Source organism: Paenibacillus sp. ov031 (genome assembly GCF_900143165.1).
Taxonomy (GTDB): Bacteria; Bacillota; Bacilli; order Paenibacillales; family Paenibacillaceae; genus Paenibacillus; species Paenibacillus marchantiae.
Window position 1 is genome coordinate 138460 of record NZ_FRDO01000008.1, and the last position, 26868, is coordinate 165327.

The 26868-nt window shown below is 50.1% G+C and carries 18 protein-coding genes; 4 read left to right on the forward strand and 14 right to left on the reverse strand.

The features are described 5' to 3' along the window. Positions 1–21 precede the first annotated feature (21 nt). The 11 genes from BUA17_RS26090 to BUA17_RS26140 form a co-directional block, all read right to left on the reverse strand. Entirely contained in the window at positions 22–939 is a 918-nt protein-coding gene (locus tag BUA17_RS26090) for an ABC transporter permease (protein ID WP_170867948.1), read from the reverse strand. Between the two features lie 55 nt (positions 940–994). Beyond that, the gene (locus tag BUA17_RS26095) at positions 995–1927 is read right to left on the reverse strand and encodes an ABC transporter permease (protein WP_062324145.1); all 933 of its coding nucleotides are present in this window, start codon (positions 1925–1927) and stop codon (positions 995–997) included. Positions 1928–1969: 42 nt separating this feature from the next. Further along, positions 1970–3613 carry an ABC transporter substrate-binding protein gene (locus BUA17_RS26100; RefSeq protein ID WP_063566645.1) on the reverse strand — a complete coding sequence of 548 codons (1644 nt, stop codon included), beginning with the start codon at positions 3611–3613 and terminating at the stop codon, positions 1970–1972. Positions 3614–3805: 192 nt separating this feature from the next. After that, on the reverse strand, positions 3806–5146 hold the full coding sequence (locus BUA17_RS26105; protein ID WP_072735456.1) for an LLM class flavin-dependent oxidoreductase: 1341 nt from the start codon (positions 5144–5146) through the stop codon (positions 3806–3808). 308 nt (positions 5147–5454) lie between these two features. Continuing rightward, on the reverse strand, positions 5455–5730 hold the full coding sequence (locus BUA17_RS26110) for a glutaredoxin family protein (protein ID WP_063566643.1): 276 nt from the start codon (positions 5728–5730) through the stop codon (positions 5455–5457). A 428-nt stretch (positions 5731–6158) separates the two neighbouring features. Continuing rightward, positions 6159–7718, reverse strand: coding sequence for a glycosyltransferase family 2 protein (locus tag BUA17_RS26115; protein ID WP_170867949.1), 1560 nt, complete (start codon positions 7716–7718; stop codon positions 6159–6161). Between the two features lie 64 nt (positions 7719–7782). Further along, positions 7783–8547 (reverse strand): GT-D fold domain-containing protein, encoded by a 765-nt coding sequence (locus BUA17_RS26120; RefSeq protein ID WP_244552230.1) that lies wholly within the window; start codon positions 8545–8547, stop codon positions 7783–7785. 812 nt (positions 8548–9359) lie between these two features. Then, on the reverse strand, positions 9360–10091 hold the full coding sequence (locus BUA17_RS26125; RefSeq protein ID WP_072735457.1) for a sugar phosphate nucleotidyltransferase: 732 nt from the start codon (positions 10089–10091) through the stop codon (positions 9360–9362). After that, a complete protein-coding gene (locus BUA17_RS26130) occupies positions 10088–10861 on the reverse strand; it encodes a glycosyltransferase family 2 protein (protein ID WP_072735458.1) in 774 nt (257 codons plus the stop codon). Before BUA17_RS26130 ends, BUA17_RS26125 begins: the two co-directional genes overlap by 4 nt. After that, on the reverse strand, positions 10858–11973 hold the full coding sequence (locus BUA17_RS26135; protein WP_244552231.1) for a glycosyltransferase family A protein: 1116 nt from the start codon (positions 11971–11973) through the stop codon (positions 10858–10860). The genes BUA17_RS26130 and BUA17_RS26135 overlap by 4 nt, the downstream gene beginning before the upstream one ends. 62 nt (positions 11974–12035) lie before the next feature. Continuing rightward, positions 12036–12986, reverse strand: a complete 951-nt coding sequence (locus BUA17_RS26140; protein ID WP_244552232.1) for a glycosyltransferase family 2 protein — start codon at positions 12984–12986, stop codon at positions 12036–12038. 760 nt (positions 12987–13746) lie between these two features. On the opposite strand from BUA17_RS26140, the gene BUA17_RS26145 reads away from it, so the two are divergent. Next, positions 13747–15312, forward strand: coding sequence for a M4 family metallopeptidase (locus BUA17_RS26145; RefSeq protein WP_072735461.1), 1566 nt, complete (start codon positions 13747–13749; stop codon positions 15310–15312). A gap of 182 nt (positions 15313–15494) precedes the next feature. Here BUA17_RS26145 and BUA17_RS26150 read toward each other — a convergent pair whose 3' ends face one another. Continuing rightward, a complete protein-coding gene (locus BUA17_RS26150; protein WP_072735462.1) occupies positions 15495–20726 on the reverse strand; it encodes a WIAG-tail domain in 5232 nt (1743 codons plus the stop codon). Positions 20727–21120: 394 nt separating this feature from the next. On the opposite strand from BUA17_RS26150, the gene BUA17_RS26155 reads away from it, so the two are divergent. Both BUA17_RS26155 and asd read left to right on the forward strand, forming a co-directional pair. Further along, positions 21121–22251 carry a YheC/YheD family endospore coat-associated protein gene (locus BUA17_RS26155; RefSeq protein ID WP_072735463.1) on the forward strand — a complete coding sequence of 377 codons (1131 nt, stop codon included), beginning with the start codon at positions 21121–21123 and terminating at the stop codon, positions 22249–22251. Positions 22252–22336: 85 nt separating this feature from the next. After that, positions 22337–23128: an archaetidylserine decarboxylase gene (gene asd / locus BUA17_RS26160; protein WP_063566074.1), complete on the forward strand. Its 792-nt coding sequence runs from the start codon at positions 22337–22339 to the stop codon at positions 23126–23128. 501 nt (positions 23129–23629) lie between these two features. Here the strand turns inward: asd and BUA17_RS26165 are convergent. Together BUA17_RS26165 and BUA17_RS26170 are read right to left on the reverse strand one after the other, a co-directional pair. Then, positions 23630–24415, reverse strand: a complete 786-nt coding sequence (locus BUA17_RS26165; RefSeq protein WP_053783204.1) for a helix-turn-helix domain-containing protein — start codon at positions 24413–24415, stop codon at positions 23630–23632. Between the two features lie 121 nt (positions 24416–24536). After that, positions 24537–25994, reverse strand: a complete 1458-nt coding sequence (locus BUA17_RS26170; RefSeq protein WP_072735464.1) for a MocR-like pyridoxine biosynthesis transcription factor PdxR — start codon at positions 25992–25994, stop codon at positions 24537–24539. A 136-nt stretch (positions 25995–26130) separates the two neighbouring features. On the opposite strand from BUA17_RS26170, the gene BUA17_RS26175 reads away from it, so the two are divergent. Beyond that, the gene (locus tag BUA17_RS26175; RefSeq protein WP_072735465.1) at positions 26131–26748 is read left to right on the forward strand and encodes a pyridoxamine 5'-phosphate oxidase family protein; all 618 of its coding nucleotides are present in this window, start codon (positions 26131–26133) and stop codon (positions 26746–26748) included. Positions 26749–26868: the final 120 nt, after the last annotated feature.

A 26868-nucleotide genomic window follows, 5' to 3' on the forward strand; every position in this document is an offset into this window, starting at 1 on the left:
GATTCCTCCTTGGAATAGCGGTCAAGCCGCTCCATTTACTTTGGGGTCCAGCCGATCGCGGATATCGTCTCCAATCAGATTAACCGCCAGTACAAACATGGTAATTGCCAGTCCCGGGAAGGTACAGATCCACCAGGCAACCGTCAGATAACCTCTCCCTTGAGAGAGCAACGCTCCCCAGTCGGGAATTTCCTTCAACACGCCAAGTCCGAGAAAGCTGAGCCCGGAGCCAGTCAGAATGGAGGTACCCACGCCCAGCGTCGCCATAACCAGCAAAGGTGACAACGAATGAGGCAGTACATGCTTCCAGAAAATACGGGCATTGGAGCCCCCAAGTGAACGTGTAGCTGTAATAAAAGGCAAACCTTTAACGGACATGACCTGCCCACGCATCACCCGTGCATATCCTGGAATGGAGGATACCGCAACAGCCAGTGCAATGTTAAGCAGTCCAGGTCCCAACGCTGCCGCAACGGATAATGCCAGTAACACGCCTGGAACAGCCATCAGAATATCGACGGCACGCATGGTGATTGTGTCCAAAACACCTCCTGCATAGCCGGCAATAATGCCAAGAGCACTGCCCACAAGACCACCCACCAGCACCGAGGCAAATCCAATCAGCAGTGAATCCCTGCTGCCATGTACAACCACACTGAAGATATCCCTGCCAAAATAATCGGTCCCAAACAGGTGCGCAGCAGAGGGAGCCTGCAGGATGGCATCCGTCATCATCTGAGTTGGATCATAAGGTGCAATCCATCCCGGCACGATTGCACAAGTGACGGTAAACACCACGACCAGCAAAGCTGCATAAAAGAATAAACGGGATACCGTGAATGAGACGCGTTGACGCAGGGGACGGCGACTCCAGAGGCGTAAACGCCCTGTTCTGGCCGTCCAACCTTTTTCGTCACCCACCAATGGTTTCATGCTCATAAGACTCCTCCTTCCTCACTACGCGTTTAGATGTTTCAGACTGTTCCATCCATCCTCACGTTCGGACTGCACGCCTAACTCTGGGATCAATGTACGCATAAGAGATATCCACCAGTAAATTCAACACGACATAGATAATTGCTGTGAAAAAGACTACGCCCTGCACAACAGGCAGGTCTTTGGCCATCAACGCATCCGCGATGATTCTGCCTATGCCCTGTCTGGAGAAGACCGTCTCCACCACGACGGTTCCTGCAAGCAAATCACCAATCAACATGCCGATGACCGTCACCGCAGGAATCAGCGCATTACGCAGCGCGTGACCGTACATGATGGTTCGCTGTGAAAGACCTTTTGCTCGCAATGCTACGATAAACGGCTCGTTTACCACTTCCAGCATGCTGTTACGCACCATACGTACGATGAAACCCGCACCGACGAGGCCTAGTGTTGCAGCAGGAAGCACCAATGAACTGAATCCGTCGGAGCCCATCGCCGGGAACCAGCCGAGCTGAACTGAGAACAACAGGATCAACAGAATGCCGGTCCAGAAGGTGGGCATGGAGATGCCAAACAATCCAACGAGCCGGGCGATGAAATCAATCACGCCATTACGATGAATGGCAGACAATACGCCGAGCGTAATACCAATGGTTATCGCTATGATTGAGCTGAGCGCGGTCAGCGCCAGTGTGGCTGGGAAATGTTCCAATATTTTGGGCAGCACCGGGTCGGAATTAATCATTGATTTGCCGAAATCGCCGCGCAGCATGTCTCCGAAATAGTTGGCAAACTGGATGTAAAACGGCTGATCCAGACCCAGCTGAACCCGCAGATTCTGAATCATCTCGGGTGTTGCCGATGACGGGTCCAGCATAAGCAGGACCGGATCACCCGGCAGCAGATACATGATGCAGTACACCAACACCGAAGCTCCCAAAATAACCAGAAGCGATGTAGCAAGTCTTGTCAGTATCGTTTGAACCATACCGGGTCGTCTCCTTCCTGTCTGCATAATTGACGTTTCGTATTATGGCTGAATCCGAACATCGTTGAACAACGGATAACCGAGTGAATCAAACTTGATGCCCTGCACCGACTTGGATGCAGCCACCGTATAAGGGAACACATAGATTGGCAAAATTACAGCCTGCTCGATCAAATATTGTTGAATCTGATTATAGATATCCACGCGTTTATCCGGATCAGTCTCCACCGCTCCCTGTTCCAGCAGTTTATCGATCTTCGGATCAGATAAACCGGATAAAGTCGGACGTTCACCTTCTGCACTCGTATGATAGAAGGCATAGAGCGCATTCGGATCAGAATTGACCTGGCTGTTGCCATAGAGATCATAATCCCAGTTCTGATAAATGACCGTAGCAACGTCCTTCGTAATTTCAACCTCAACAGCTATACCCACCTGCTTGAGTTGCTGCTGAATAATCGCTGCAATGTCGTTACGCTTCTCCCGGTTCGGCGAACCGTCCACATAATGCAGGGTCAGCTTCTTACCATCTTTTTCACGAATGCCATCTGCTCCCTTGACCCAACCTTGCTCATCAAGCAGCTGATTGGCCTTGTTGATATCCGGATTGATACTTCCTTCCAGAGAAGTATCATAACCGAGGATTCCCGGAGACAGTGCAGACCACGCGCGTTCGTAGTTGCCCAGATACAGTGTCTTCACGATGGACTCCACATCAACTGCAGATTGCACCGCCTGTCTGACTTTCACATCATCCCAAGGCGCTTTGCGCAGATTGAAGAAGAGAGTATACGGCAAACCAACGGTATTGGCTTGAAGCAATTGCTGGTTCGGATCGTTCTTCAGGGCAGCAATATTTTGCGGCGGAACAGTCTCCGCTGCGAGTACTTGCTTACTCTGAACACTGCCGATACGCGTTGCTTCTTCCGGTACAATTTTGAACGTAATCGTATCAATATGCGGGGCACCTTCGTTTTCAACAGTTGCGGGAGCCCAGTTGTAATCCTTGTTTTTGGCGACAACGATATCCGCATTTTCATCCCATTTCACAAAGGTATACGGACCGGTCCCCACAGGATTTTTACCCAGTTGATCCCCATATTTCTTGGCGGCTGTAGGTGATACGATTCCTAGCAAGGCCTGACTCAAGTTACCGAGAAAAGCTTGCGAAGGTTGTTCCAGATTTACCTTAATGGTGTATTCATCAATGACCTCCGAGGAGCTATAAGGTCTAATCAGGGCAAGGGAATTGGCGGCTTTGGTGGCCGGATCGATTACCCGATCCAGATTGAACTTCACGGCTTCCGCGTTAAATGGTGTGCCATCATGGAACTTCACATCTTCACGCAGTTTAAACGTATAACTTTTGCCATCCTCCGATACACTCCACTCCTTGGCGAGCCAAGGTTTAATGGAACCATCCGGCAGCTGTACCACCAGATTGTCATAGATCGTTCGGATCGCACGTACGGTTACTGCAAGGCCACTTCGATGTGGGTCCAGCGTATCCGGCGATGTGGCGAGTGCGTAGGTTAGATTCCCACCTTCTGCTTGCCCAGCCGCCTGCTCCCCACCGGAAGCCTGAACTGCACTGTTCGAGTTACCTGCCGCTCCGCAACCGGATAATACCAGCACCAATACTGCCGCCAATGCCATATATTTCATCCATGAGATAGACCTGTTCATATAGCTTCCCCCTCTGTGTATACAGGTGTCATTGATTCATTGAATTAATGAATTATAGATTTTTTATCAACATAACCTATCCGTTAACTTGGTTTTAGGTCATCATTCGGCACCTTCCGCATATGCAATCCGAATATTTCATCCGGATACCATTCCTAGACTACTGCCGAACTTCAGCTATCTAATTGTTTCTCAAGCCTCGGTTCCAACTTGCTCCCGGGCAGCCGTGTAACGATTCACCGGAATTTTCACACCGAGATTGCCACGCAATGTGTCATGCTCATATTCGGTGCGATAGATGCCACGCTCTTGCAGAATCGGAACAACCAGTTCCACAAAATCGGCCAATCCACTTGGCAGTTCGGAATGAATAATGAATCCATCCGCCGCTTCGGCTTCGAACCATTCCTGGATCTTGTCAGCCACCTGCTCCGGTGTACCAAGGAATTTGCTCTTCGGTGTTGCTGCCCGCAGGGCTACTTCACGCAGCGTCAATCCTTGCTCTTTGGCATCCCGCTTGATTTTGTCCGTACCACTACGGAAGCTGTTGCTACCGATGCCATTCAATTCAGGGAATGGTTCATCCAGCGGATACTGGGAGAAGTCATGATGCTCGAAGAAACGTCCCAGGTAATCCAGCGCTTTATCGATAGTGACCAGGCTGGCAATCTCCTGATATTTCTGTTCTGCTTCTTCTTCTGTCCGTCCGATAATTGGATTGATCCCTGGCAAAATGACGATATCCTGTGTGGAACGTCCATAGGTTGTTGCGCGGGTTTTGACATCTTTGTAGAAGGCCTGTGCATCCTCAATTGAATCATGTCCTGTGAAAACAGCATCCGCTTCTTTGGCAGCAAGGGTCTTGCCATCTTCTGAAGAACCTGCCTGGAAAATAACCGGCTGCCCCTGCTTTGAACGTGCAATGTTAAGTGGACCCTGTACGGAGAAGAACTCTCCTTCATGATTGAGTGTGTGCAGCTTGGATGGATCGAAGAAAACGCCGCTTTCTTTGTCTCTTACAAAAGCATCGTCTTCCCACGAATCCCACAAGCCCTTGGTCACCTGCAAATATTCCGTTGCAATCCGGTAACGTTCCGGGTGGGTAGGATGGTTGCTTTTACTGTAGTTTTTGGCTGAGCCTTCAAGCGGGGATGTAACCACGTTCCAACCAGCGCGGCCATTACTGATCAGATCAAGGGAACCGAACTGTCTGGCAACTGTGAATGGATCACTATAGGAGGTGGAAAGTGTTCCAACCAGACCGATTCGTGACGTAATGGCGGCCAGGGCGGACAACAAACTGATTGGCTCAAATCGATTCAAGAAGTGAGGTATGGATTTCTCGGTAATATAAAGACCGTCAGCGATAAAAACGAGATCGAATTTGCCTTCTTCTGCCTTCAACGTTTGGCGTTTGTAAAATTCAAAATTCACACTGGCATCCGATTGAATCTCCGGGTGTCTCCAAGTCGTCATGCTACCTCCGACACCGTGGACAATCGCTCCAAATTTCAAACTGCGCTGAGCCGTCATATTACATTCCGCCTTCCTTGGATTAGGATATATCAAGAAATTTCTAAATTCCGATCTGATATGGATTACGAATGAAGAAAATTCAAAAGTTAACTATTCCTATGAGTTTGGTCAGCTTTAATTTCACAAATCTTATCACTGCCCCGCACATCGGTCAACAGCGTTGCTTATAGAACTTTTCTATATAAGGATTGGATATCTGAATAAGAGGATGGATTAGAGCTTATAAAAGTCCCCGACTGCTGCACACTGATATGTCAGCCTTTAGCAGCCGGAAACTGCTTTATCAAGAAATCCGCCACGTCCGGTCAGACTGCTGCTTCATCAGGCTGAGCGAGAAGTTCCGCCAGTTTCTCCAGATCGGGCTCCAGCAATGCTTCATACTTGCCGTCTCCACCCACCTCAATGACAGGTACATGTCGAATGCCATATTTGGCTTCAAGCACGTCCCTCAGCACATCGTTCCCTTGCACTTCGATGTTCTCAAAAGGCTGGTTGCGGGCCGTTAGGAATGCCTTAACCTCTCCGCAGAAATGACAGCCTGTTTTGCTCCAGAGCACTACTTTTTTCGATGTAGAAGACATCGGCATACCTCCTGATTGATTCATTGTCAGATCAGGATGGATTACCACCCAGACCATTAATTCCTATCTGTTAAATAAGAATTATGGCTATAAATGTACTCCTCACCTCTTCAAGCGTCAATGGATCTTCCAATAGAATAAACCTATAAGAGGATAGAAAGATTAAATTTTAAATTTGAAAAGAGCTCTGCAAGAGCTCCCATTATCCCTTGAACGCATCCCTAACCATGTTGAAAATGTTCGGATGACGCTCTTGGAGTTTATACAAAATGCTCGTGGAAAAGTAATTTGCTAATCTCTCTATCGTTTCATTTCGTGATTCGTGATATATGTATAGTTCGGATGCGGACAGATGTATAGCGATACGCTTTACATCACATTCCGCATCATGCTGTCGTGCCGATATACAAGGCAGCCGAACCCGGTCATTACAAATCTTCGTTCAAGAGCTGGGGAGGAGCTATAATGGGCCAGCCTTCTTCGATCGTACGCAATTGGTTCGCAGATACATGAACGATATGCCCGAATTGCACTCCCCACCGTTCCGCAGCATAAGGGGTTGCAAACCTCCTGCGTTTATTGCCACTAATCTGGTACCATGTATCCCTTTCATTCGTCGCGGCAACAATCATGCCTTCCTCCAGCGCATCCCGGTTGCTCTGAACGGATTGAGCATGAACATGACTTCTTTCCAGGGGCCAGCCCTGTACCTCACCCGCAGATACCAGCGGCTCACCTGCGGGTACGCCGAGCAGATCCGGTTTTGCAACCAAAACAGGAGAAATGCCGCGTGGAACCGGGATATTCAGCTTACGTCGCTGTCCACGCATCAGTCGATAAACATCGCCCTTGATATCAGAGATGAAACAACCCTCCGGGTAAAAGTCCGTACTCCGTCTCAGCTTATGAGTTACATCGCTGCTGCCCTTAGTGGAAATGCGCTGTCGCAGGTCAGGGGTGTCTGTCTTGCCCAGGGGTGTCTTGTTCTCCTGCTGACTGGTCGACACCTTGGCACGCAACGAGAGCCGAGAAGTATCGGCAACCAACGCATGGGGATCTCCCCATTTTTGAGTATAAAACTGTTCGTTATCCTTATTTACGACTTCATAATCCTGTTCTCCCAGCGCCTTCATGCTTACACTTCCGTAGTGATGTATGAAGGCATCTCCGGCTACCCCCAGCCTGTATCCCGCCAGCTTCGCCCGAATGATCCAGTCGTCATCTTCAAAATTGCCCACGGCGTAACCTTCATCAAGATAACCTACCCGCTCAAGCAATTCCCGTGAGAACAGCCAGCAAAATCCGACCAGCCTGTCGGTCTCCCGATGTTTCGTGGCATCCGGGCGATTATGTCGGGCAGCAAAAGACCACATGTCATCCACATCACTGTATGGGACTTCAATCTGCTGATCTCCGCCGATGTAATTTGTAACCGGACCCACAACTCCCATCTCGGGATGACTGTCAAGACAGGTCATCATGTTTTCCAACCAGCCCGGGGTGACCAGTGTATCGTTGTTCAGCACGACGATATGTCGCCCCCTCGCCATCATCAGTCCATGATTGACACCGCCGGCAAAACCACGATTCTTATCCAGCGCAGCGACCCTTACCATGCCACCTTTGCGAAGCACGGCTTCCGCCGTGCCATCCTTGGATGCGTTATCCACAACAATAATTTCAAAGGGGGCCGGTGTATGCTTTTCAATACTGGACACACATTGCAGGACATATTCGCGCTGGTTGTACGTCGGAATAATAATGCTTACGCCTTCGAATACCAGCCCGAATGAGCTTTCCCCTTGTCGTACGCCCTCATCATAGCCTCTATGGTAGCCCTGCTTATACAGTTTTGCGTTCTTGGCTGCCCGTTTGCCTGAGCCTTGGCGTCTAATCTTCCCTCCACTCCGGCTTCGAGCTGCATGCAAAACAACGGTTTCGGATGATGATGCTTTCCGCTGTTTTGAACGTCTGCCTGATGTGCTCATGTTGCTTCCTCCATTTCCCCTCATCCAAATGCGCGTTACGATGAACGTCGCACCAGATCGTCCATTAGAGATGAAGCTCTCCTGTAACCAATTTGTCAGCCAAATGTCCAAAATCTATGGCAACCCGCCCCAGTTCACCAGCGATTCGGCGGCACAGAATGACGGCCGGAATTCCCGCTGCTACCAGAGCGATATCGAACGAATGCTCCGCAGTCTGCTGCATCACTCTCGGGATATCCACAACACCATCCACTGTTCCTATAATGCCTGTCACTTGCACCCCGTGGCCGTTCAACAACGCCCCGAGCTCTGCAGCTTGGCTTCCAATCAGCAGCACCCGGCGCCCCTGTACCACAGGCAACAACAGACCCGAATGATGCAGGCTGTAGTTAATCGTGGAACTGGTCAGATTCAGACGGGACCAGTCAATGCCGAAATGGCGCAATACTGGAAATAAAAGTCCCTGAAAAGTAGGCGCACGCGAGATGGGGACACCGATCCAATCCGCGCCGCGAATGGCTTCCGCGAGCTCAGCGCGGATGTCTGGGGTGGAGCGTGGCACCCCTGCATAAGGCAGAAACGGTGCCAGCTCCTGCACTTGCTCGCCGGGCAGCACCGTATCGGCTGCCAGGGTCAGCAGTTCGCCATCTCCGAGGCGAACGACAGACAGGGGGCGCTGCGCATCCAGCGCCCCCTGGATATGGACAGCCATCTCATGAGGGCTGGCCAGCCGGGTTAGGGTGGGCGCATATTGGCGGAATCCCGCCTCGATCAGATCTGCCGCCGCCACGGCAGGCAGAATATGATCGGGCGGGATGTGCTGCGCCACCAGCGCCTCCCCGCCCGCGAACACGCCGTCGCGGAAGCCCTCGGCGTAGCCGCTCTCGGGCGCTGCTGCCGGCTGCGCAGGCGCCATTGCCCTTGCGCTGCCAGCATGCGCGGCAGCGCTTTCCCGCCCCGCGGGGGCGACACCACCGTGTCGGTGTGTCGCTTGCGGCGGGGCGGGGCCAGCACCGCTGGCAGGCAGCGCCTGTGGCGTGCTGGCTTGTGGTGCTGGCCCGGGCGCACGCTGCGCAGCCGTGCGCTGTTTGGCGCGGGCGCCTGCGGCCCACCCGCCCCGCGGCGCAGCATGCCTGCGGCCTGCAACTGCGCGCATGCCCGTTTTGGCTCGCGCCCCTTTACGGCCACGGCTCACGCCTGTACGCTCGCCTGCTTTCACGCGGGTGCCTGCAATGCCACGCCCTTCGCCTGTTTTCGCTCCCGTTTTGGTTCGTGATCCAGCGCTCGCACCACGTCTTGCGCCGGTGCGCCCGCTGGCTTTGCCTTTCGGTTCTGCAAGAAGCTTGCGCTCTATTCCTGCGAGTTCCACATTCCCCTGCTTCGCACCTTGGTTTCCCCATTCGTGATTCGAACTTGCTTTGGGCTGCACTCCCACAGATACGTACAAGGAGCCGGCATGACCGCCCAGTGTCTTCTTCCTGCCCAAGTCGCTGCGTTTTGCTACTCTCACGGCATTCCCTCCCTTGGCATGCACGAGGAGTGCCGCCGCTGCACAAAGCGCCGGAGCATTCTTCCGGCTCCGGCGCAGGTTGTTCTGCTCTCATGGGACCTCTCACAGCGGCAGCATCAGGCGCATATATTTTAGGGCAGTTGACCCTTCATGCGGATGGCTGCTTCCTGAAGCGATTGGAACGTCCCTGCATCACTCCAATATTTTTGCAAAATATCGTATTCCAGTCCTCCAGCTGCTGCATAATGATTGTTCACGTCCGTAATTTCGAGTTCGCCGCGTGCAGAAGGTGTAATGTTCTGAATGAGGTTGAATACATGGTCATCATACATATATATGCCAGTAACACAATAAGAGGTCTTCGGATCACTCGGTTTTTCCTCAATGTATGAGATTCGTTCCGGATGCTGTGGATCAAACACCGGCACCCCATACCGCCGTGCATCGTCCACTTCTTTGAGCAAGACACGAGCTGTACCCGCAGGCTGCTGCATATACTTATCCACATAAGGCTTCAAATCGTCGCTAAACAGATTGTCTCCCAGCAGCACAACGAATTTCTCTCCAGGAAGGATAAACGATGTCGCCAGATCCAATGCTTCGGCAATCCCGCCTGCCTTTTCCTGAATCCGATACGTTAGCTTGACGCCATGATCTGCTCCACCACCCAAATACTCCGTGTATAAACCAGCGGAATGTTTGTTGATCACTATCAATATCTCTTCAATGCCTGCCTGGCGGAGTCTGTCGATGCCATACATAATCATCGGATGCTTGCCGACTGGAATCAGATGCTTGTTAATCAGCCGGGTCAGAGGATACAGTCGTGTTCCTGTTCCACCAGCAAGAATTACACCTTTCATTCCACTATCCCTCCTTCATCGGATGTCTCAATATATTTAAGGGGATCGACATGCCATTTGTTGATAAAAATGGATCGATTGCGCTCAAGCAACTGTTTCCATGCTACAGGATCGGTCTTCAGGAAACTCGCGCTGCCGCGATGATGTACCAAGACATCCCCGCATACCAGCAAACGATAGCCTTTCTGGCAGGCCCGGTAGCAATAATCGTCATCTTCATAGTGTCCCGGCGAATAGACTTCGTCAAGCACACCAATGTCCTCCATCACACTTCGCCGCATGAGCATACATAAGCCGACAATTCGTCTGACTTCCTTCCATCTGGAAGAATCGACTATATTGTTGGCAGCTGCCAGTTCCTGAAAATGTGCCATGTCCCGGAACTCAAGCTCTACCTGCTGGATACCACTTGCATAGTTGGTCACCGGACCTGTAATACCAATGTTTGCATCACTGTAGAGGGCTGCCCGCAGATTTTCGAGCCAGCGGGTGGTAACAGTAACGTCGTTATTCAGCAGCAATAGCTCATCACCACAGGCTGCACGGAGCCCGGCATTGCAAGCCGCCGGGAAACCCCGATTGTCCGGCAACCGAACAAAACGAATTCGTTCCCGTGCACAATACGCTGCTGTTCCGTCAACCGAGCCATTATCCACAACGATGATTTCATAAGATGTATGAGAATCGGTATATTTTCGAATGGCATCGATACACGGCTTCAGCAGTTCCAGCCCGTTGTACGTCGGAATAATAATACTCGTCAGTGTCATCTGGCGTTCCTCCTGTAGGCCACTTCAGCACGAGAAATGGATCGGGCTTGTGACTTATTGCCGCCCATATCCAGCCAGGTTGCAATCGCCTCCAGATGGTCGCCAATGATCAATCGGGCGACTTCGTTGCCGCTGCCCGTATTGGTGGAACGCAGGCGATTGGAACGAATGACATCCACTTGACTGGGTGCAGTCACTTTTAATCCATGCTGAATGGCTAGACTTTGCGCTTTGGGAGGAACGGCCAGCGCCTCCGGTTTTACGATCTGGATCATCTTACGTGAGAGGGCATGAGGTACAGCCGTCAACGAATTGGAACCCAGATCCGAACGATTAAGCACACGGTTGAGATATGCCTTGATCCGGCTCACTTCATCCTGGCGGGCAAATGGAGGCAACAGCGATGAAAGATTGTTCAGTGCCACGTCATCTCCCCGGTCGACCGCATACAGAAACGGGGCGAGTTGCTCTGCCGGGACGACCATATCCCCATCCACAAAGAGAAGGGTCTCCGCCTCCGTCATTTTGGCCCCCAAGGCGCGGCCTACATCATGTCCCGCCCGGTCAGGTTCATAGACCAGCGTGATGCCAGGCTGTTCAAGCACCTGTCTCAGACTGTTGTCCGTTGTTCCATTCAATACCACAACGATATCTGTCAGCGGCAAACGTTTCAGTTGTACAAGTACTTGCCCCAGCGTAAGTTCCTCATTGCAGGCACAGACGACTGCAGCGGCAGGTTTATTCAGGGCAAGTGGAATAATATTCAATGAGCGTCCCGCAGCTTGAGCATAACCCTGCATGAATGCTTTCCCTGCCTGCATTGCAGCAGAATAACTCCTTAGCTCCGCTGAGATCGCAGCCCCATGCTCCTGCCATGTTGAACGCGCATGTTGTTCAATCGATTGTTCATTTTCCAACGTCATGCGTCCTGCCCGTTGCCCTGCGCTGAATGCTTCATGCAATACGGATTTGTTCATTGCCGACCTGCTCGATGCTGAACTCTTTAGCGGCGATTTAGTCAGGCTCTTCCTGCCCATGGTTCTGGTTCTGTTCCTTGGTGTTCGTCTGCCTGCTGTCCGTTGACGACGGACACCCCCTGAACGCTCCTTCATTTCCTCACCTCCAGCATGCTGCATCTTTTGACGAGGTTTCTTTCTTGTTTTAGGCAACATGCTCACCTCGTCAGGCTACGAACACGCTGCAGATCGGAATGTCCTCCACGTGGGCCGAGTGTATCGGTTATCCACCTGATCGCTGTCAGATGATCATTCCAGACCACTTGACTGAGCGGGTCAGGTCCGCTTCGTTTCTTGACTCGAACTGCGTTCATTTTGCCTACAGGCACATGATGGACGGCACGCACCTTCAACCCGTTGGTAACCGCCTTTGCATGTGCCAACGGTGGAATCTCCAGTGTGTCCGTCCCAATCACTTCAAGTGCCCTGCGACTTAATGCATGCGGAATGGCTGTCATGGAAGCCCCTTGCAGATCAGGTCTCGCGAGCATGCTGTTCAGCGCATGTTTGGCCTCTACCACAGGGTGAACAGGGATACGCGCGACCGGTCCGTTATAATCATTAAGCGCCACATCCGTCCCGTCCAGAACCGCTCGCACATAAGGCGCGAGATGTTCTGCCGGAATTGGAATGTCTGCATCCGTGAACAACAGCACCCTGCCACGAGCTGCCGCTGCACCGATTCTTCTCCCTCCATCATGTCCCAAAGCTTCGGCATAACGAAGCACCTGTGCCCCTGCCCTTTTTGCCGCTACTGCCGTCCCATCCGTTGAACCATTCACAATAACAAGCACTTCAGCATCACGGCATATCCGCAGCGACTGACGCACGACTGCACCAATGGTTCGCTCTTCATTCATGGCAGGTATAATGACCGAAAGCAGTGGTTTATGCGAGTACGTCGAATCCTGTGCAAGTGTCTCTCTCATCGCATGCTCAGCTCCGAATGCTGGCAATTCCGTTTGCTCCACGGGTGGAATTACGTACTTGTAGGCCTTTGTACCCTTTTGGTAAGCAGATTTCAAACGACGCTTCTTTAATTGCGCTTTTCTTTGTGCCAGATTCGATTTGGCTGCATAAAAAGCTGTATTGCCACGTTTTTGCAACACAGTCACCTCCCGGGTGTACATCATCGGCATGCAAAGGGAGTACACGTTATTCTATGTATTCATGGAGCAGTGGAAACGGCGTATGTCCTTGAACCGAGCAGGTTCTGTCTGCCACCCGGCTCAGTCAATCCATTTATTTAGACAGAATTCGTCAAAATATGCGAAATATGCTACCGCTCCCCTACTTCAGACACAATTTTAAAAAAAATTTAAAATTGCATCTTTTCCAAACTTTTACATTGTGATAATATACGTTGCAAGCAGTAGATTGACAAAAAAATCCTAATGAGGAACAAACGTTCCTTAGTAATCTTTTTTCATTCCTGTTAATTGACCTGGGGTTAATTATGCGTACAGGATGATACAAGAGGCTGTTTTTGCTCTGTTGCATGTACCTTGAGAGGAGTGATGCCGTTCAATACGTAGTTCAGGCTCTATTATGTGAACCCGGAACGAACACCCCGGCTCCGTAAGAACATCTTCTGCTTCGCAAGTGGACAAGGCCCCTGGCTTCTGAAAGAGGAACCACAATGAACGATTAAGCCTCATGGCTGAACCGGATAAACGGTACTCCTTTGACACGCCCAACCACAGGCATACAGGCTCTGCCGACTTTGTTCCTTATCGTTTCTTGTCATATTCCACGTTTCAGATTCAGCCCCACACTCCGCGCTGCCCAAGTTGCAGACGGAACTCCAACCGAGATTGGCATAATTATGTGTTTTCCAAAAAAATCATATTGAGAATGGGAGAGTTTACTATGAAATTTGCTAAAGTTATGCCAACAATTCTTGGAGGAGCTCTTTTGCTCGCTTCCGTATCTTCTGCTGCTGCAGCTCCATTGTCTGATCAGTCCATTCCATTGCAGGCCCCTTATGCCTCTGAGGAGGGTATCCAGTTGAACAGCGGTTCTGACGAAACAATCTTCAATTTCCTTGGACAACAGGAACAATTCCTGAATTCCGACGTGAAATCCCAACTCAAAATTATTAAAAGGACTACGGACACCTCTGGTGTAAGACACTTCCGCCTGAAGCAGTACATTAAGGGCATTCCAGTCTACGGTGCCGAGCAAACGATCCACCTAGACAAAACAGGCCAGGTTTCATCCGCACTTGGAGATCTCCCACCGGTTGAAGAACAAGCTATCCCTAATGACGGTGTCGCTGAAATCAGTGCAGAAGATGCGATCAAGATTGCATCGGAAGAAGCCACTTCCCGCGTTGGAGAGCTTGGCGAACCACAGAAAACCCCTGAAGCCGAGTTGAACATTTACCACAATGAAGAGGACAACCAAACCTACCTTGTTTACATTACCGAAGTCAATGTGCTGGATCCTGCCCCATTACGTACCAAATATTTCGTGAATGCCGTTGACGGCAGTATCGTATCTCAATATGACCTCATCAACTTCGCAACAGGAACAGGTACAGGTGTACTTGGTGATACCAAAACCCTTACAACCACCCAATCCGGCAGTACCTTCCAACTGAAAGATACCACTCGCGGCAATGGGATTGAAACTTACACTGCAAACAATGGTTCCTCCATTCCAGGTACACTCCTGACAGATTCCGATAACGTATGGACTGATCGTGCTGGCGTAGATGCCCACGCCCATGCTGCTGCCACGTATGATTTCTACAAAAACAAATTCAACCGCAACGGTATTAATGGCAACGGTTTGCTCATTAAATCCACTGTGCATTATGGCTCCAACTACAATAATGCATTCTGGAACGGAGTACAGATTGTATTTGGTGACGGTGATGGAACGACTTTCCGTTCACTATCTGGTGATCTGGATGTAGTAGGCCACGAATTGACTCACGGTGTCATTGAGTATACAGCCAATCTGGAGTACCGCAATGAGCCAGGTGCATTAAATGAAGCCTTCGCTGATATTTTCGGAAATACGATCCAAAGCAAAAACTGGTTGCTTGGCGACGATGTCTACACCCCTAACATTGCAGGTGATGCACTGCGCTCCCTATCCAACCCTACATTGTATGGACAACCTGACAAATACGCTGACCGTTATACTGGAACAGCGGACAACGGAGGCGTTCATACCAACAGCGGTATCATTAACAAAGCGTACTATCTTGCAGCTCAAGGCGGTACACATAATGGTGTCACTGTAACAGGGATCGGGCGTGATAAAGCCATTCAAATCTTCTACAGCACACTCGTGAACTATCTGACACCTACATCCAAATTTGCTGCTGCCAAAACAGCGACAATCCAAGCCGCTAAAGATCTGTACGGAGCGACTTCGGCTGAAGCTACTGCAATTACCAAAGCTTATCAAGCTGTAGGACTGTAAGAATCATTCGTTGTTGAACTCATATTAAATCGTTCAGGCACCCCTCATCGTCCGAACGGAGCAAGCTTATATATGAAAAAAAGCGGTGTCCCGGACATATCCGGGAACCGCTTTTGTCTATTTAAACATGTGAAATCATTCGTCTACAGATGTCTTGAATGAGGACACATGATCTCGCATTCTTACACGGAAGGCCCAGCGGCAATCCATGACAATAATCCATAGGTGTGTGTGGAGCCCGTAGTTCGTGACACTTCCAGTACGGCTTCATCCTCACTCTGGGAGAGGAGCGACACCTGGAATCCCCGATCATTACACATGGCTACAATCACATAATGCTCCGATATAAACGACTCCTCAAAGGCTACCGTTACTTCCACGCACTGTTCATCCTCAGGCAATATAAAGGCCTCCATACCGAACTGCTGCACCACAGGCTGACGGCTGACACTTCGTACGGGCTGGAATGACAGGTGTTCAGGACCCACAGCTCCATGCTGCAACTGGCTGCTTCCAACAGCTCCATCACTCAAATGCTCCTGCTTAACTGCTTGCTCCCTCAGCTTGAACTCCTTAATTCCATCGATCTCATGTGAAAATTCAGGCTGTGGTAGCGGTAGCTGTGGCTGGACCGTGCCAGCTGTCGTCAATGAATCTCCAAGCTGGTTAGCTTGCGATGGATGCTCTTGTTGTTGCCCCAGCTCCTGACCCGACGTCTGGATAAACTGCGTTTCCTTCAGATCGACACTTGAGGGTTCCACGACAATTGCCGGCTGTGATGGCGGTACTGCCTCACTTCCTGCTTGAAGCAATCCCTCTTGTCTTTTGATAGCTGCCAGTTGTTCCAGCGTTTCTCCACTGAACTGACGAATCGCATTCCATATCTCTTCGCTCAAATGCGCCGGACCTACAATCCCCGCATTCAAATGATTAGAGGTAATACTCTGCTCACTCAGTTTGCTGCCGTTCACGCTGCCATCGGCCAATTTGGCACTTGTGACGGACCCATTCTGTAGATGGATCCCGCTTACTGCTTCCTCTTCCAGATGGGTTGTGCGAATACTGCGTTCCTGAATATGATCAGCAAGAATCGTTCCATCCTGAATATGCCGAGATTGCACACTTTTGTCTGCTATGTGGATAGCCGATACCGCACCTTCAAGCAATTTATTACCGTTTACACTGCCGTCAGCCATTTTGGCACTTGTTATGGAACCATTGTGCAGATGAATCGAACTGACCGATTCCGCTTTGAGGTGGGAGATTCCAATGCTTCGCTCTTGAATATGGTCAGCATGGATGGCTCTCTCTTGGATATGACTGGATTGCACACTTCCATTGGCAATATGGACATCCGACACCGCATCTTCAAGCAGTTTGCTGCTGCTCACACTGCCATCGGCCAGTTTGGCACTCGTTACGGACCCATTTTGCAGATGAACCGCACTTATTACTTCCTCCTCCAGATGGGACGTACCAATGCTATGCTCCTGAATATGATCAGCAAGGATCGCTCCTGCCTGGATATGGCGAGTTTGCACACTTTCCGACGCGATATGGCTCCCCAATACAGCATCTTCGAGCAATTTGCTGCCGCTAATGCTACCGTCAGCTAATTTAGCACTCGTTACGGACCCATTTTGCAGATGAACCGCACTTACTGCTTCCTCTTCCAGATGGGTTGTGCCTATGCTTCGCTCCTGAATATGATCAGCTTGAATGGCTCCTGCCTGAATATGCTCGGATTGCACACTTTCCGATGCGATATGAATCCCGGATACCGTACCTTCGAGTAACTTGCTGCCGGTTATACTGCTATCCGCCAGTTTGGCACTCGTTACAGATCCATTTTGCAAATGAATGGCACTTACCGATTCCTCTTCCAAATGTGCTGTGCCGATGCTTCGCTCTTGAATATGATTAGCAAGGATTGTTCCCTCTTGAATATGACGGGATTGCACACTATCGTCTGCAATGTGGATATCCGATACTGCTCCTTCAAGCAACTTGCTGCCGGTTACACTGCCGTCGGCCAACTTGGTACTTGTTACAGATCCATTTTGCAGATGAATGGCACTTACTGCTTCCTGTTCCAAGTGAAGCATGCCAATGCTGTGCTCCTGAATATGGTCAGCAAGGATTACTCCTGCCTGGATATGGCGGGATTGCACACTTTCAGAGGCGATATGGATTCCCGACACCGCATCTTCGATCAACTTGCTGCCGGTTACACTGCCGTCGGCCAGTTTGGCACTGATGACAGACCCATTTTGCAGGTGAATCGCACTTACTGCTTCCTCCTCCAGATGGGTTGTGCCGATGCTCCGCTCCTGAATATGGTCAGCATGAATGGCGTCTGCCTGAATATGCTCGGATTGCACGCTTTCGGACGCAATATGAATCCCCGATACGGTTCCTTCAAGCAATTTGCTGCCGTTTATACTGCCATCCGCCAGTTTGGCACTTGTTACAGATCCATTTTGCAAATGAACCGCACTTACAGACTCCTCATCCAGATGAACTGAGCCAATACTGCACTCTTGAATATGATCAGCAAGGATTGCTCCTTCTTGGATATGACGGGTCTGCACACTTTCATTAGCAATGTGAGTAGCCGATACGGTTCCTGCGGCTAATTTACTGCCATCCACACTACCAGTTGCTAGTTTGGAGCGTGTTACAGATTCATCCTGCAATATAATCGTACTTACCGCTTCTTCTTCCAGATGAGACGTTCCGATGCTGCGTTCATGGATATGATGAGGAAGAATCTCACCATCTTGAATATGACGGGAATGCACAGCTCCTTGCTGCAGATGAACAGCACTTGTCGACTCTGCCTGAAGATGCAAACCACTAATTAAACCTGGCTGAAGATGAGCCGCTGTAATGGATAAAGGTGCCAGATGGTCTGTTTCAACAGATCCAGGTGCCAAGTGATGCGATGTGACCACCTGTTCAGCAATATGCTCCTCATGAATGATGTCTGCCTTCAGATGCTGTGAGCTCACTACTTGAGTTCCCAAATGGTCAGATTTCACGCTGCCTTCAGCCAGATGGACGGATTGTACAACGGATGGCTGCAAGTGCTCGCTACCTACAGCAGCCTGTTGTAGTTCTGTCCCCGATACCGAGTCTGCTGTCAAATGGTCCGCACTTATGGAGTCATGCCGAAGTTTGTTGCCGGTAATACTGCCATCAGCGAATAATTCCGGCGAGCGTATTTCTTCCGACAAATGTTCCAAGGAAACGGCATGCTGCTTCAGGTGATATCCGCGAATGGTTCCTGATGGAATATGTTTGGCGTTAATGCTCTCTGCCATAATCTTGGAAGAAGTCACGCTGCCGTCTGCCAGTTTAGCTGACGTGACAGCAAAATCCGCCAGTTTATCTGTGGCAACACTCTCTGGTGAAAGCTTGGGGGAGGTAACCGCATGATCTGTTAGATGAGGCGGAAAAATGGACCCGCCAGCCAGCTGGGCTGAAGTTACACTATCAATAGCCAATTTATCTGTTGTGACCGCGGCCCGTGCAATCGCATCCGTTTCAACACTGCCTGGCTGAAGATGAGGCACACCTACGGCATGTTCTGTCAGATGTTCCGATTTCACTGCATAAGGTCTCAGAGCCTCGGAACCCACGCTGCCTGGAGCCAGATGTGTACCTGTGACTCCACCACTCGCAAGATGCGAGGATATAACACTTCCCGGGGCAAGCGCTCTGCTACTCACCGATGCCGTTCCAAGCTTTTCTGTTGTCACACTTCCATCCGCGAGTTTAACGTCTGTAACGGCAGCATCCTGCAATTCATACGTACCCACGGCCGACTCTGCAAGATGCCGCTCACACACCACGTCGTCTGCGAGAGCATCTCCGGACACACTTGCGGTAGATAGATGAGTTGCCTCGATGCTCCCACTTGCAATGTGAATGGAGTGAATTGCGGAATTGTCCACATGTACCGGTGTAATTCCCCGATTCGCAATGTGTTCCGCACGAATGGACCCTTTGGCAAGATGTTTACCTTGTACGGCTTCATCCGCAATTTTGGAAGAAATGACGCTCTGATCAGAGATCTTGGATGCCGTAATGGACTGCTCCAGCAATTTTGCTGTTCCCACAGACTGGTCTGCCAGTTTGCTGCTGGTTACTGCACCTTCCGTCAAATGCTCACTGCCCACTTCTCCATTGCCAATCTGCTCCTTGCCAACAGAATGAGCGCGAATCTGGCTTGATCCGATTGAACCGTCCAAGAGATGTCTTCCACTTAGTGAACCCTCAGCTAAATGTCTTGTTTGTATGGACCCATCCTCTATCTGGTCACTTCCAATACTGCCATTTAATAGTTGTGAACGACCGACAGACCCTTCTGCCAGATGTGTCTGTTTAACAGCACCTGCCTGAATATGGTGAGACTCGATGGATAGTTCTTCGATTTTGCTGCCTGTGACAGCAGCTTCCCGAATTTTGGATGTAGTCACTGCATCGTCAGCCAGTTTGGAGGTATTCACAGCTCCCCCCGTGAGATGTCTTGTATCCACCCCGCTAATCGCAATCTTGTCTCCAGTTACGGCATGATTCTTGATTAATTCTTCCGTTACCAGCATGCGGCTGAGATGTCTTGTGCCGATGGAACCGTCGGCAATTTTGGCCGAATCGATGACCTGGTTGCCAAGCTTCTGAGAAGTAATGCTGCCATCTCTGATTTTCTCACCTGCAATAGAAGCATTTCGTATTTTATGACCAGACACAGAGCCGTCAATCAGGTGCTCCTCAGATACAGACGCTTCCGCAAGTTTCGCTGAAACAATGGCCCCGTCTGCTATGTGTATGCTGGTCACCGCATAATCCTGCAATGCTTCACTGCCGACCGCATCCGGTTTCAGCTTGGAGGCATCCACAGAGAAAGGAGCCAGTTTGCTCTCCGTAACAGCAAATTCACTCAAGTCGTCCGTGTAGATATAGTGTCCGGTATGACCAGGCATCTGGTTCTGGTTCAGGATCTGCAACCGGTCCCTGCTTGCTGTTTCTTGCTTGTTGATACCCAGCTCTTCTTCCAAAACAAGCGGAGCCACGCTGCTGACCTGAATCTGCTTTTCCAGGATATCTTGCGTCTCGACGACTTTCTCGCTATCAGACTCTACGGGTTCCGGTTTGATGGCTTTGGTTACGATCTCCAGGTCTTCCAGCTCGTTCGTTGAAGCAGGTAGCTCCATTGATTCGGATAGGAATTCTTCTGATGCCTGAATGGCCTTCGAATTCCGTTTATTTGTATTCAAGCGTTCTTCCCTATTCGAAGTGAAACCTGAGTCCATTGTGTCTGACCGTCGATTGGTCAGATCCAGTTCCTTAAATTTAGGACTCACATGCCGCAGTTTTGGCGTAGGAACCTTCTTATTGCCTTTTTTACTCATACAGCTAGCTCCTTCCTCTAACGTTCGTCTCCGGCATCTTATGCGTCAGTATGGGCATCTGCCACTGTAATTCATGACTTTGGTGGGTTACATTTTCATCGCTGCACAAGCTTCAAGGTATGAATGATCGAGCTGTCCCTATTGAAATAGGCTGTACCCGTTCACTTATGTAAGGCGGCTGTCCACGCCCCTACCCCAGAGATGTCATACGATATCATGTAAGCCATTTGCATAAATCCATATGATGCAAAGGGCTGGAAAGAGCACTCTTTGATGCATATCGAAGCATCATGATTCCGGTCTGCGTTATCGTGATGTCCAACCATGCGGTGACAGGCCGGCATTCCATGGATGGACGATCCATGGTCGCGATAACATTGAAGGAGGAACGGTCATGCTACAAGAAACGATCGGTATTCTGTTCGATTCACGCATGTACCGGGGGATACCGGCTGGAAGGACGGGTCAGGAATCACTCGCGAATGTTGAACAGGCAGCGGCCTGTTATGGATTAACCCCTTGTTTTTTGCGGCTGGAAGACGTGGATTCGGACAACAAAACCTGTATGGCTTATGTAAAAAAAGAGGGTATATACGTTCGTCAAAGGATGCCATTGCCCTCCGTTATTCATAACCGGGCTCTCCAGCTTCGCCGTTCGGAGCAGCATCAGGTGACCAAACTGCTGTTGCAGGGCATACAGGTTTACAATGTCCGCAATCGATACCGCAAAGACCACATTCACGAGATGCTTTATCAGGACCCCGGTCTCAGGCAACATCTCCCCCGTGCGGTCAAAGCTACACCTGATTCTTTGGCATATATGATGGAACATTACGATGATCTGGTGATCAAGCCATGCAGCGGAAGCATCGGTCACGGCATTATGCGGATATTCCAAAAGGACGGTCAATGGAAACTGACATGTGAGACAAGGACTTCACGCAAGGGATGGGCCACCTTTCGACTGAATAAGGGACAACTGCCATCAGCCACCCTGCGCCGTATTTTCCGGCATGCCTATCTCATTGAAGAACGCATACCTCTGGTTCGTTTTGAGGGAAGACCTGTAGATCTGCGGGTATCCGTGCAACGAGGAAGTGACGGATTGTGGGCGATCACAGGCATATTCGCCAAGGTGGCTCCGGCGCATACGTTTGTCACGAATATCGCCCAAGGCAGCAAAGTCATGACGCTGGCTGAAGCTCTTGACTTGCAGGCAACCGACTGGCATGCACTTGAACTGGAGACCAGAATCCGGTCTGTCGGGCTCCGAATCGCACGGACGCTGGCTTCGAGCCTGCCTCATCTTGCGGACCTCGGACTTGATCTGGGGATCACAGAGAAGGGCCAGATTTATTTTATCGAATGCAACGGAAGGGATCAGCGCTACGGTTTCCGCAAGGCCGGAATGACGGAGACTTGGAAAGCCAGCTACCGGCAGCCGATGGCTTATGGACGTCTGCTGCTGGAGCAGAATTCGCGCATACCAAGGCAACCCCAGACGTATGATCGCGGCCTATATTGATTTCGTGGGCATTCTGTGTCAATATTATGCAGAACGGCCGGCCCTGCCGGCCTTGAAGTTCGCACTAACCCTAAGGGGGATATTCATGGCAAAAACGCTGTTGCGGTTAATGACCGAGCTTTCTTCTCGCAAATGGATCTCCCGGACTGTGGGAGCCTTCTCCAAGAGCCGGGGAAGCAAGGCATTTATCCCTTATTTTGTCCGGACCTACGACATCCCTGTTCAGGAAGCTGAGAAAGACTGGAAGGAATATCGTTCATTGAATGATTTCTTTACCCGTAAACTTAAACCGGGCATGCGCCCGCTTGAACTTTCAGAACATGCACTGATCAGTCCGGTCGATGCCAAAATCACGGCAGCCGGTCCTGTATCTGCTGGAACGCTCCTGAATGTTAAGGGACAAAATTATACACTTGCTGAATTATTAAACCACTCACCACATCTGGAGAAGTACAAGCACGGTTATGCCTTTGTCCTGTATCTCAGCCCACGCGACTATCACCGCATTCATGCTCCTGTTAGCGGTCGCCGCATTGAGAGTGAACATATTAAGGGCAAGGTTTATCCAGTAAACGATTTTGGTCTGACCCATATGAAATCGGTGCTGAGTCGGAACGAACGGCTCATTACGTATATTGCTCATGATTATGGAGAAGTTGCTGTCGTGAAAGTAGGCGCAATGAACGTGAGCAGCATACAGTACGCTGGTGCGGATGTAAGTTCATGGGCACAAGGCGATGATCTCGCATATTTTGAATTCGGTTCCACCGTCGTACTGTTAACACAGAGCGGTACATTCGAACCGGACCCAGGCTTGCAGCCTGGCGACTCCGTCAAAATGGGAGAATTGCTCGGTCGGTTAAAACCAATCCATTGAGCAATACGCAGATGATTCCTGAATAACAGGAGTCATCTTTTTTAATTTCTGATCTCAAGAAACAGATTACACAGAACTTTGGCCTATATAAAAAAATAAATATAAAAAGGTACTCACAGCCGGAACACCTTTTAAGGGTAAAGTGTCCAGGCTATGAGTACCTTTTGCCGATCAGAGAATCCGATTATCCGCTTCAGAGCTATGTAGAAGTCAGGATGATTACCGTTCCCATTCCATGTATACATGCAATACGAAGCTAAGCTTCGTCATATTGGTTTTCTGACCATTCCTTAAAACCATACGTCCTGCATTTCCTCTGCCGGTTTGGAGCGGCGCAGGCGGTTCCGGAAAATATTAAAGCCCCTGATAGAGCATCCCCGGTTGCGGACCCGACGTTTTCCGTTCATCACAAGTTCCCCCTTTCGATCGTCTGGAATGCTACATACTTACCCCTGCTTCCCAGAATTGAAACGTTACCATATTCTACCGGACAGAGAGGCCCTAACGAATCTCGGACGGACTTTTGCCGGTATACTGCTTGAACTGACGACTGAAGAAAAAGATATCGCGGTACCCCAGGGCATCTGCCACTTCGGTCACATTCATGCCGGTATGCACCAACAGATGCTCAGCCCGCTCAATGCGCATGCGAATGATATAGGATTGCACGGACGAACCAATCAATTCCTTGAACTTGATCGAGAAGTATCGCGGCGATAATCCAGCCCTTGCAGCGAGGTCTTCCACGCGATGTGTTATCCCCGGATGCTGGCGTACATAGTTAGCTACCTCCTGGATGACATCGGACAACTGGTTGCTCACCTTTTTCTCCACAGGAGCTTCTGTATCTGCACGCAGCAAATGAATCATCAGCTGTTTCAGAATCAGTCGGCTCTCCTCATCCCGCCCATATACATCGGATAGGAACAATCTTACATAACGAGCCAGCAAGTGCTCGAATTCCACCGTTTCCAGTACCTCACGATAGGACTGGGGAACATCATTAACGGGTATATCTACATCAAAATGAATATACGTTAGTACCAACGGTTTTTGCTTATTATGTGTTGCAGTAGGATGATCGCCTGGCCTGAACAGAAAACAACTACCCTTGCCAACTTCATACGATCGGTCATTCAGCACAACGGTCCCTTCACCACTCCATACATAAAATAAGTCATAGTTTTGCATCGGTTTTTCCCGCTTTTGCCACTTCCATCCCGGTTCGCAGACAATTTTGGCGACGGCGGGCAAAATAACAAAAGATGACGGCGATGCCTGCAGCATGTCGCCACTCCCCCTTGAAAGTTAATCTCTTTTGCATACTGCATCAAAAATGATGCGATATGTGTTTATATATTTCTGCTCCTGCTGGAGCGAAACGTCTTATTCCATTATACAGCGGAATTCACCGAAACGAAAATGTGCACTTCTCCCATGCTAACCGCATTCGCCTTATCCCCTCTTCAATCTCCTCTTTCTCCAGATGTGCAAAGCCAAAACACACAGCCGGCGGACCTGGAGTCAGCCAATAACGAACCGCATCACGGAATACGACACCTTCTTCCTGAGCCAGTGCCTTGAACCGCTCGTAACTGTCAATATCCCCTTTCCACGTAGCATAAATATGCAATCCAGCATCCCCAGGCTGCATGATGAAAGGTTCCGGTAATTCCCGCTTCATCTCACTGACAAAAAAAGCATGCCGTTCCCCATAGAGACGGGTTAACCGTCTTAGATGGCGCAAATACCCTCCTCGGGCCATAAACTTCGCAAGTGCACGCTGCTCCAGAAGGGCAGGAGGTACGGGTTCGTACAGTGCTTTTGCAGCGATCAGTGGCTGCACCAGACTGGGTGGCAGAACGGCGTAACCAAGCCGGAAGGATGCAACCATCGTTTGTGAGAACGATCCGACATAAATGACCCGTTGTTCACGATCGAGTACTTTGAGCGGTTCAATCGGCCTACCTCCCCAGCGAAATTCACTATCATAATCATCTTCAATAATGACGGCATTTCGCTCCGAGGCCCATTCAAGTATTGCTCTCCGTCTGTCCAGACCAAGGACAGCCCCTGTAGGAAACTGGCGGGTAGGTGTCACAAATAACGTCTGTGCTTCCCAGGACTGCGGAATAATCCCCCCGGTATCTACTTCCGCTGGAATAATCTTTCCTCCGCAGGACTTAACGGCATGAGCAATTCCCTTATATCCCGGGTTTTCCAATACAACAGCGGCCCCCTCAGGGATAAGCAGCTGTGCTATCAAAGTGATGCCCTGCATGGAACCACTAAACAGTACGATCTGTGATGCCTCAGCCTGAATGCCCCGTGTCCACCTCAGATGTGATGCGATGGCCTCACGTAGTTCAAGGTCTCCAGCAGCACCACTTCGTTCATGCGATCCGCTCCGATGAACGGCGGCCAGCGCACTTTTCCATTCCGCTTGTGGGAAATGCTCGGCAGGCATACGCTGTACATGGAAGTTGATGACCCGTTGCTCCCGGTCAATGGCTGACGGTTTTTCCTTTTCATTCTGAATATTCAGCGTACTCACCCGCTCTCCCCATGGAGAAAGTTGAATCATTGCCTCCTGCTCTGCATGGTCCTGTGCTGTTATGGTGTCCGAAACAAAAGTCCCTCTTCCCCTATGCGCTCGCACGTAACCATCAGCCAGCAGCATGTCATATACCTGTGCCACGGAGCCGCGTGACATTTCATATTGACGTGCTAACTCTCGAGTGGAAGGCAGTCTTGTGCCTCCAACCAGCGTCCCTGCATGAATGGCGTCACGCAAAGCATGGTACAATGCCTCGTATTTGTAACGGTGTTGAACCACGTATGAATCCATAGGCAGCCACAATTCCATCGTGCACCTCTTTTTCCAAATAAATTGGTCTATTAAAGTGAATGTAAATTGGATCTTTTTATATGTCAATGCAAGTTCTAATGTTATGGCTAAGGTACAGTGATTTAATCCACATGCTATTCAAGGGGGAACACCGATGAGAAGAAAAGAATTCAATGTAGATGAAGAACAGGAAATGATAACATTTCTGGACCAATGCTCCTTTGGTTTTCTGGGAACGGTTAGTCCGGACGGGCAGCCACGGGTAACACCGCTAAACTTCGTATATATGGACGGTTGTTTTTATTTCCATGGCAGTCTTGCCGGAGAGAAAATGAAACAGATCAAGCAGGATTCCTCCGTCAGTTTTACCGTGGCAGAAGAGTTTTCCCTGATTCCATCTTATTTCAGTGATCCCGAATTAGCTTGTCCGGCAACTTCTTTTTTCAAAAGTGTAATGGCATTCGGACAGGCAGAGCCGGTTCAGGATCTGGACATCAAGGGCAAGGTTCTTCAACGCTTTATGGAGAAACTCCAGCCGCAGGGCGGATATGTCCCCATTGATGCAGCTGATCCCCGCTACAAGGGTAATCTCAAAGCCGTTGCTGTGGTTCGCATTGTTCCTGAACGGATCAGTGCCAAGTTCAAATTTGGACAGAACCTCTCGGCTGAACGCTTTGACCATATTAGCGGCGAACTGGAACAGCGTAACGAAGGACGAGATGCAGAAACTGCCGAAATGATGCGGAAATATTGTCCTTTCCATCAGAAATAACATTCATTTTCCATAGTATAATCAATCGGGAGAAGTAACATTAACCTAACTCGAAAACACCCGCAACAACGCGGTGAAGTGATAAAACTGTCATTATGCGTAATTTCCGTGACGGGGGCA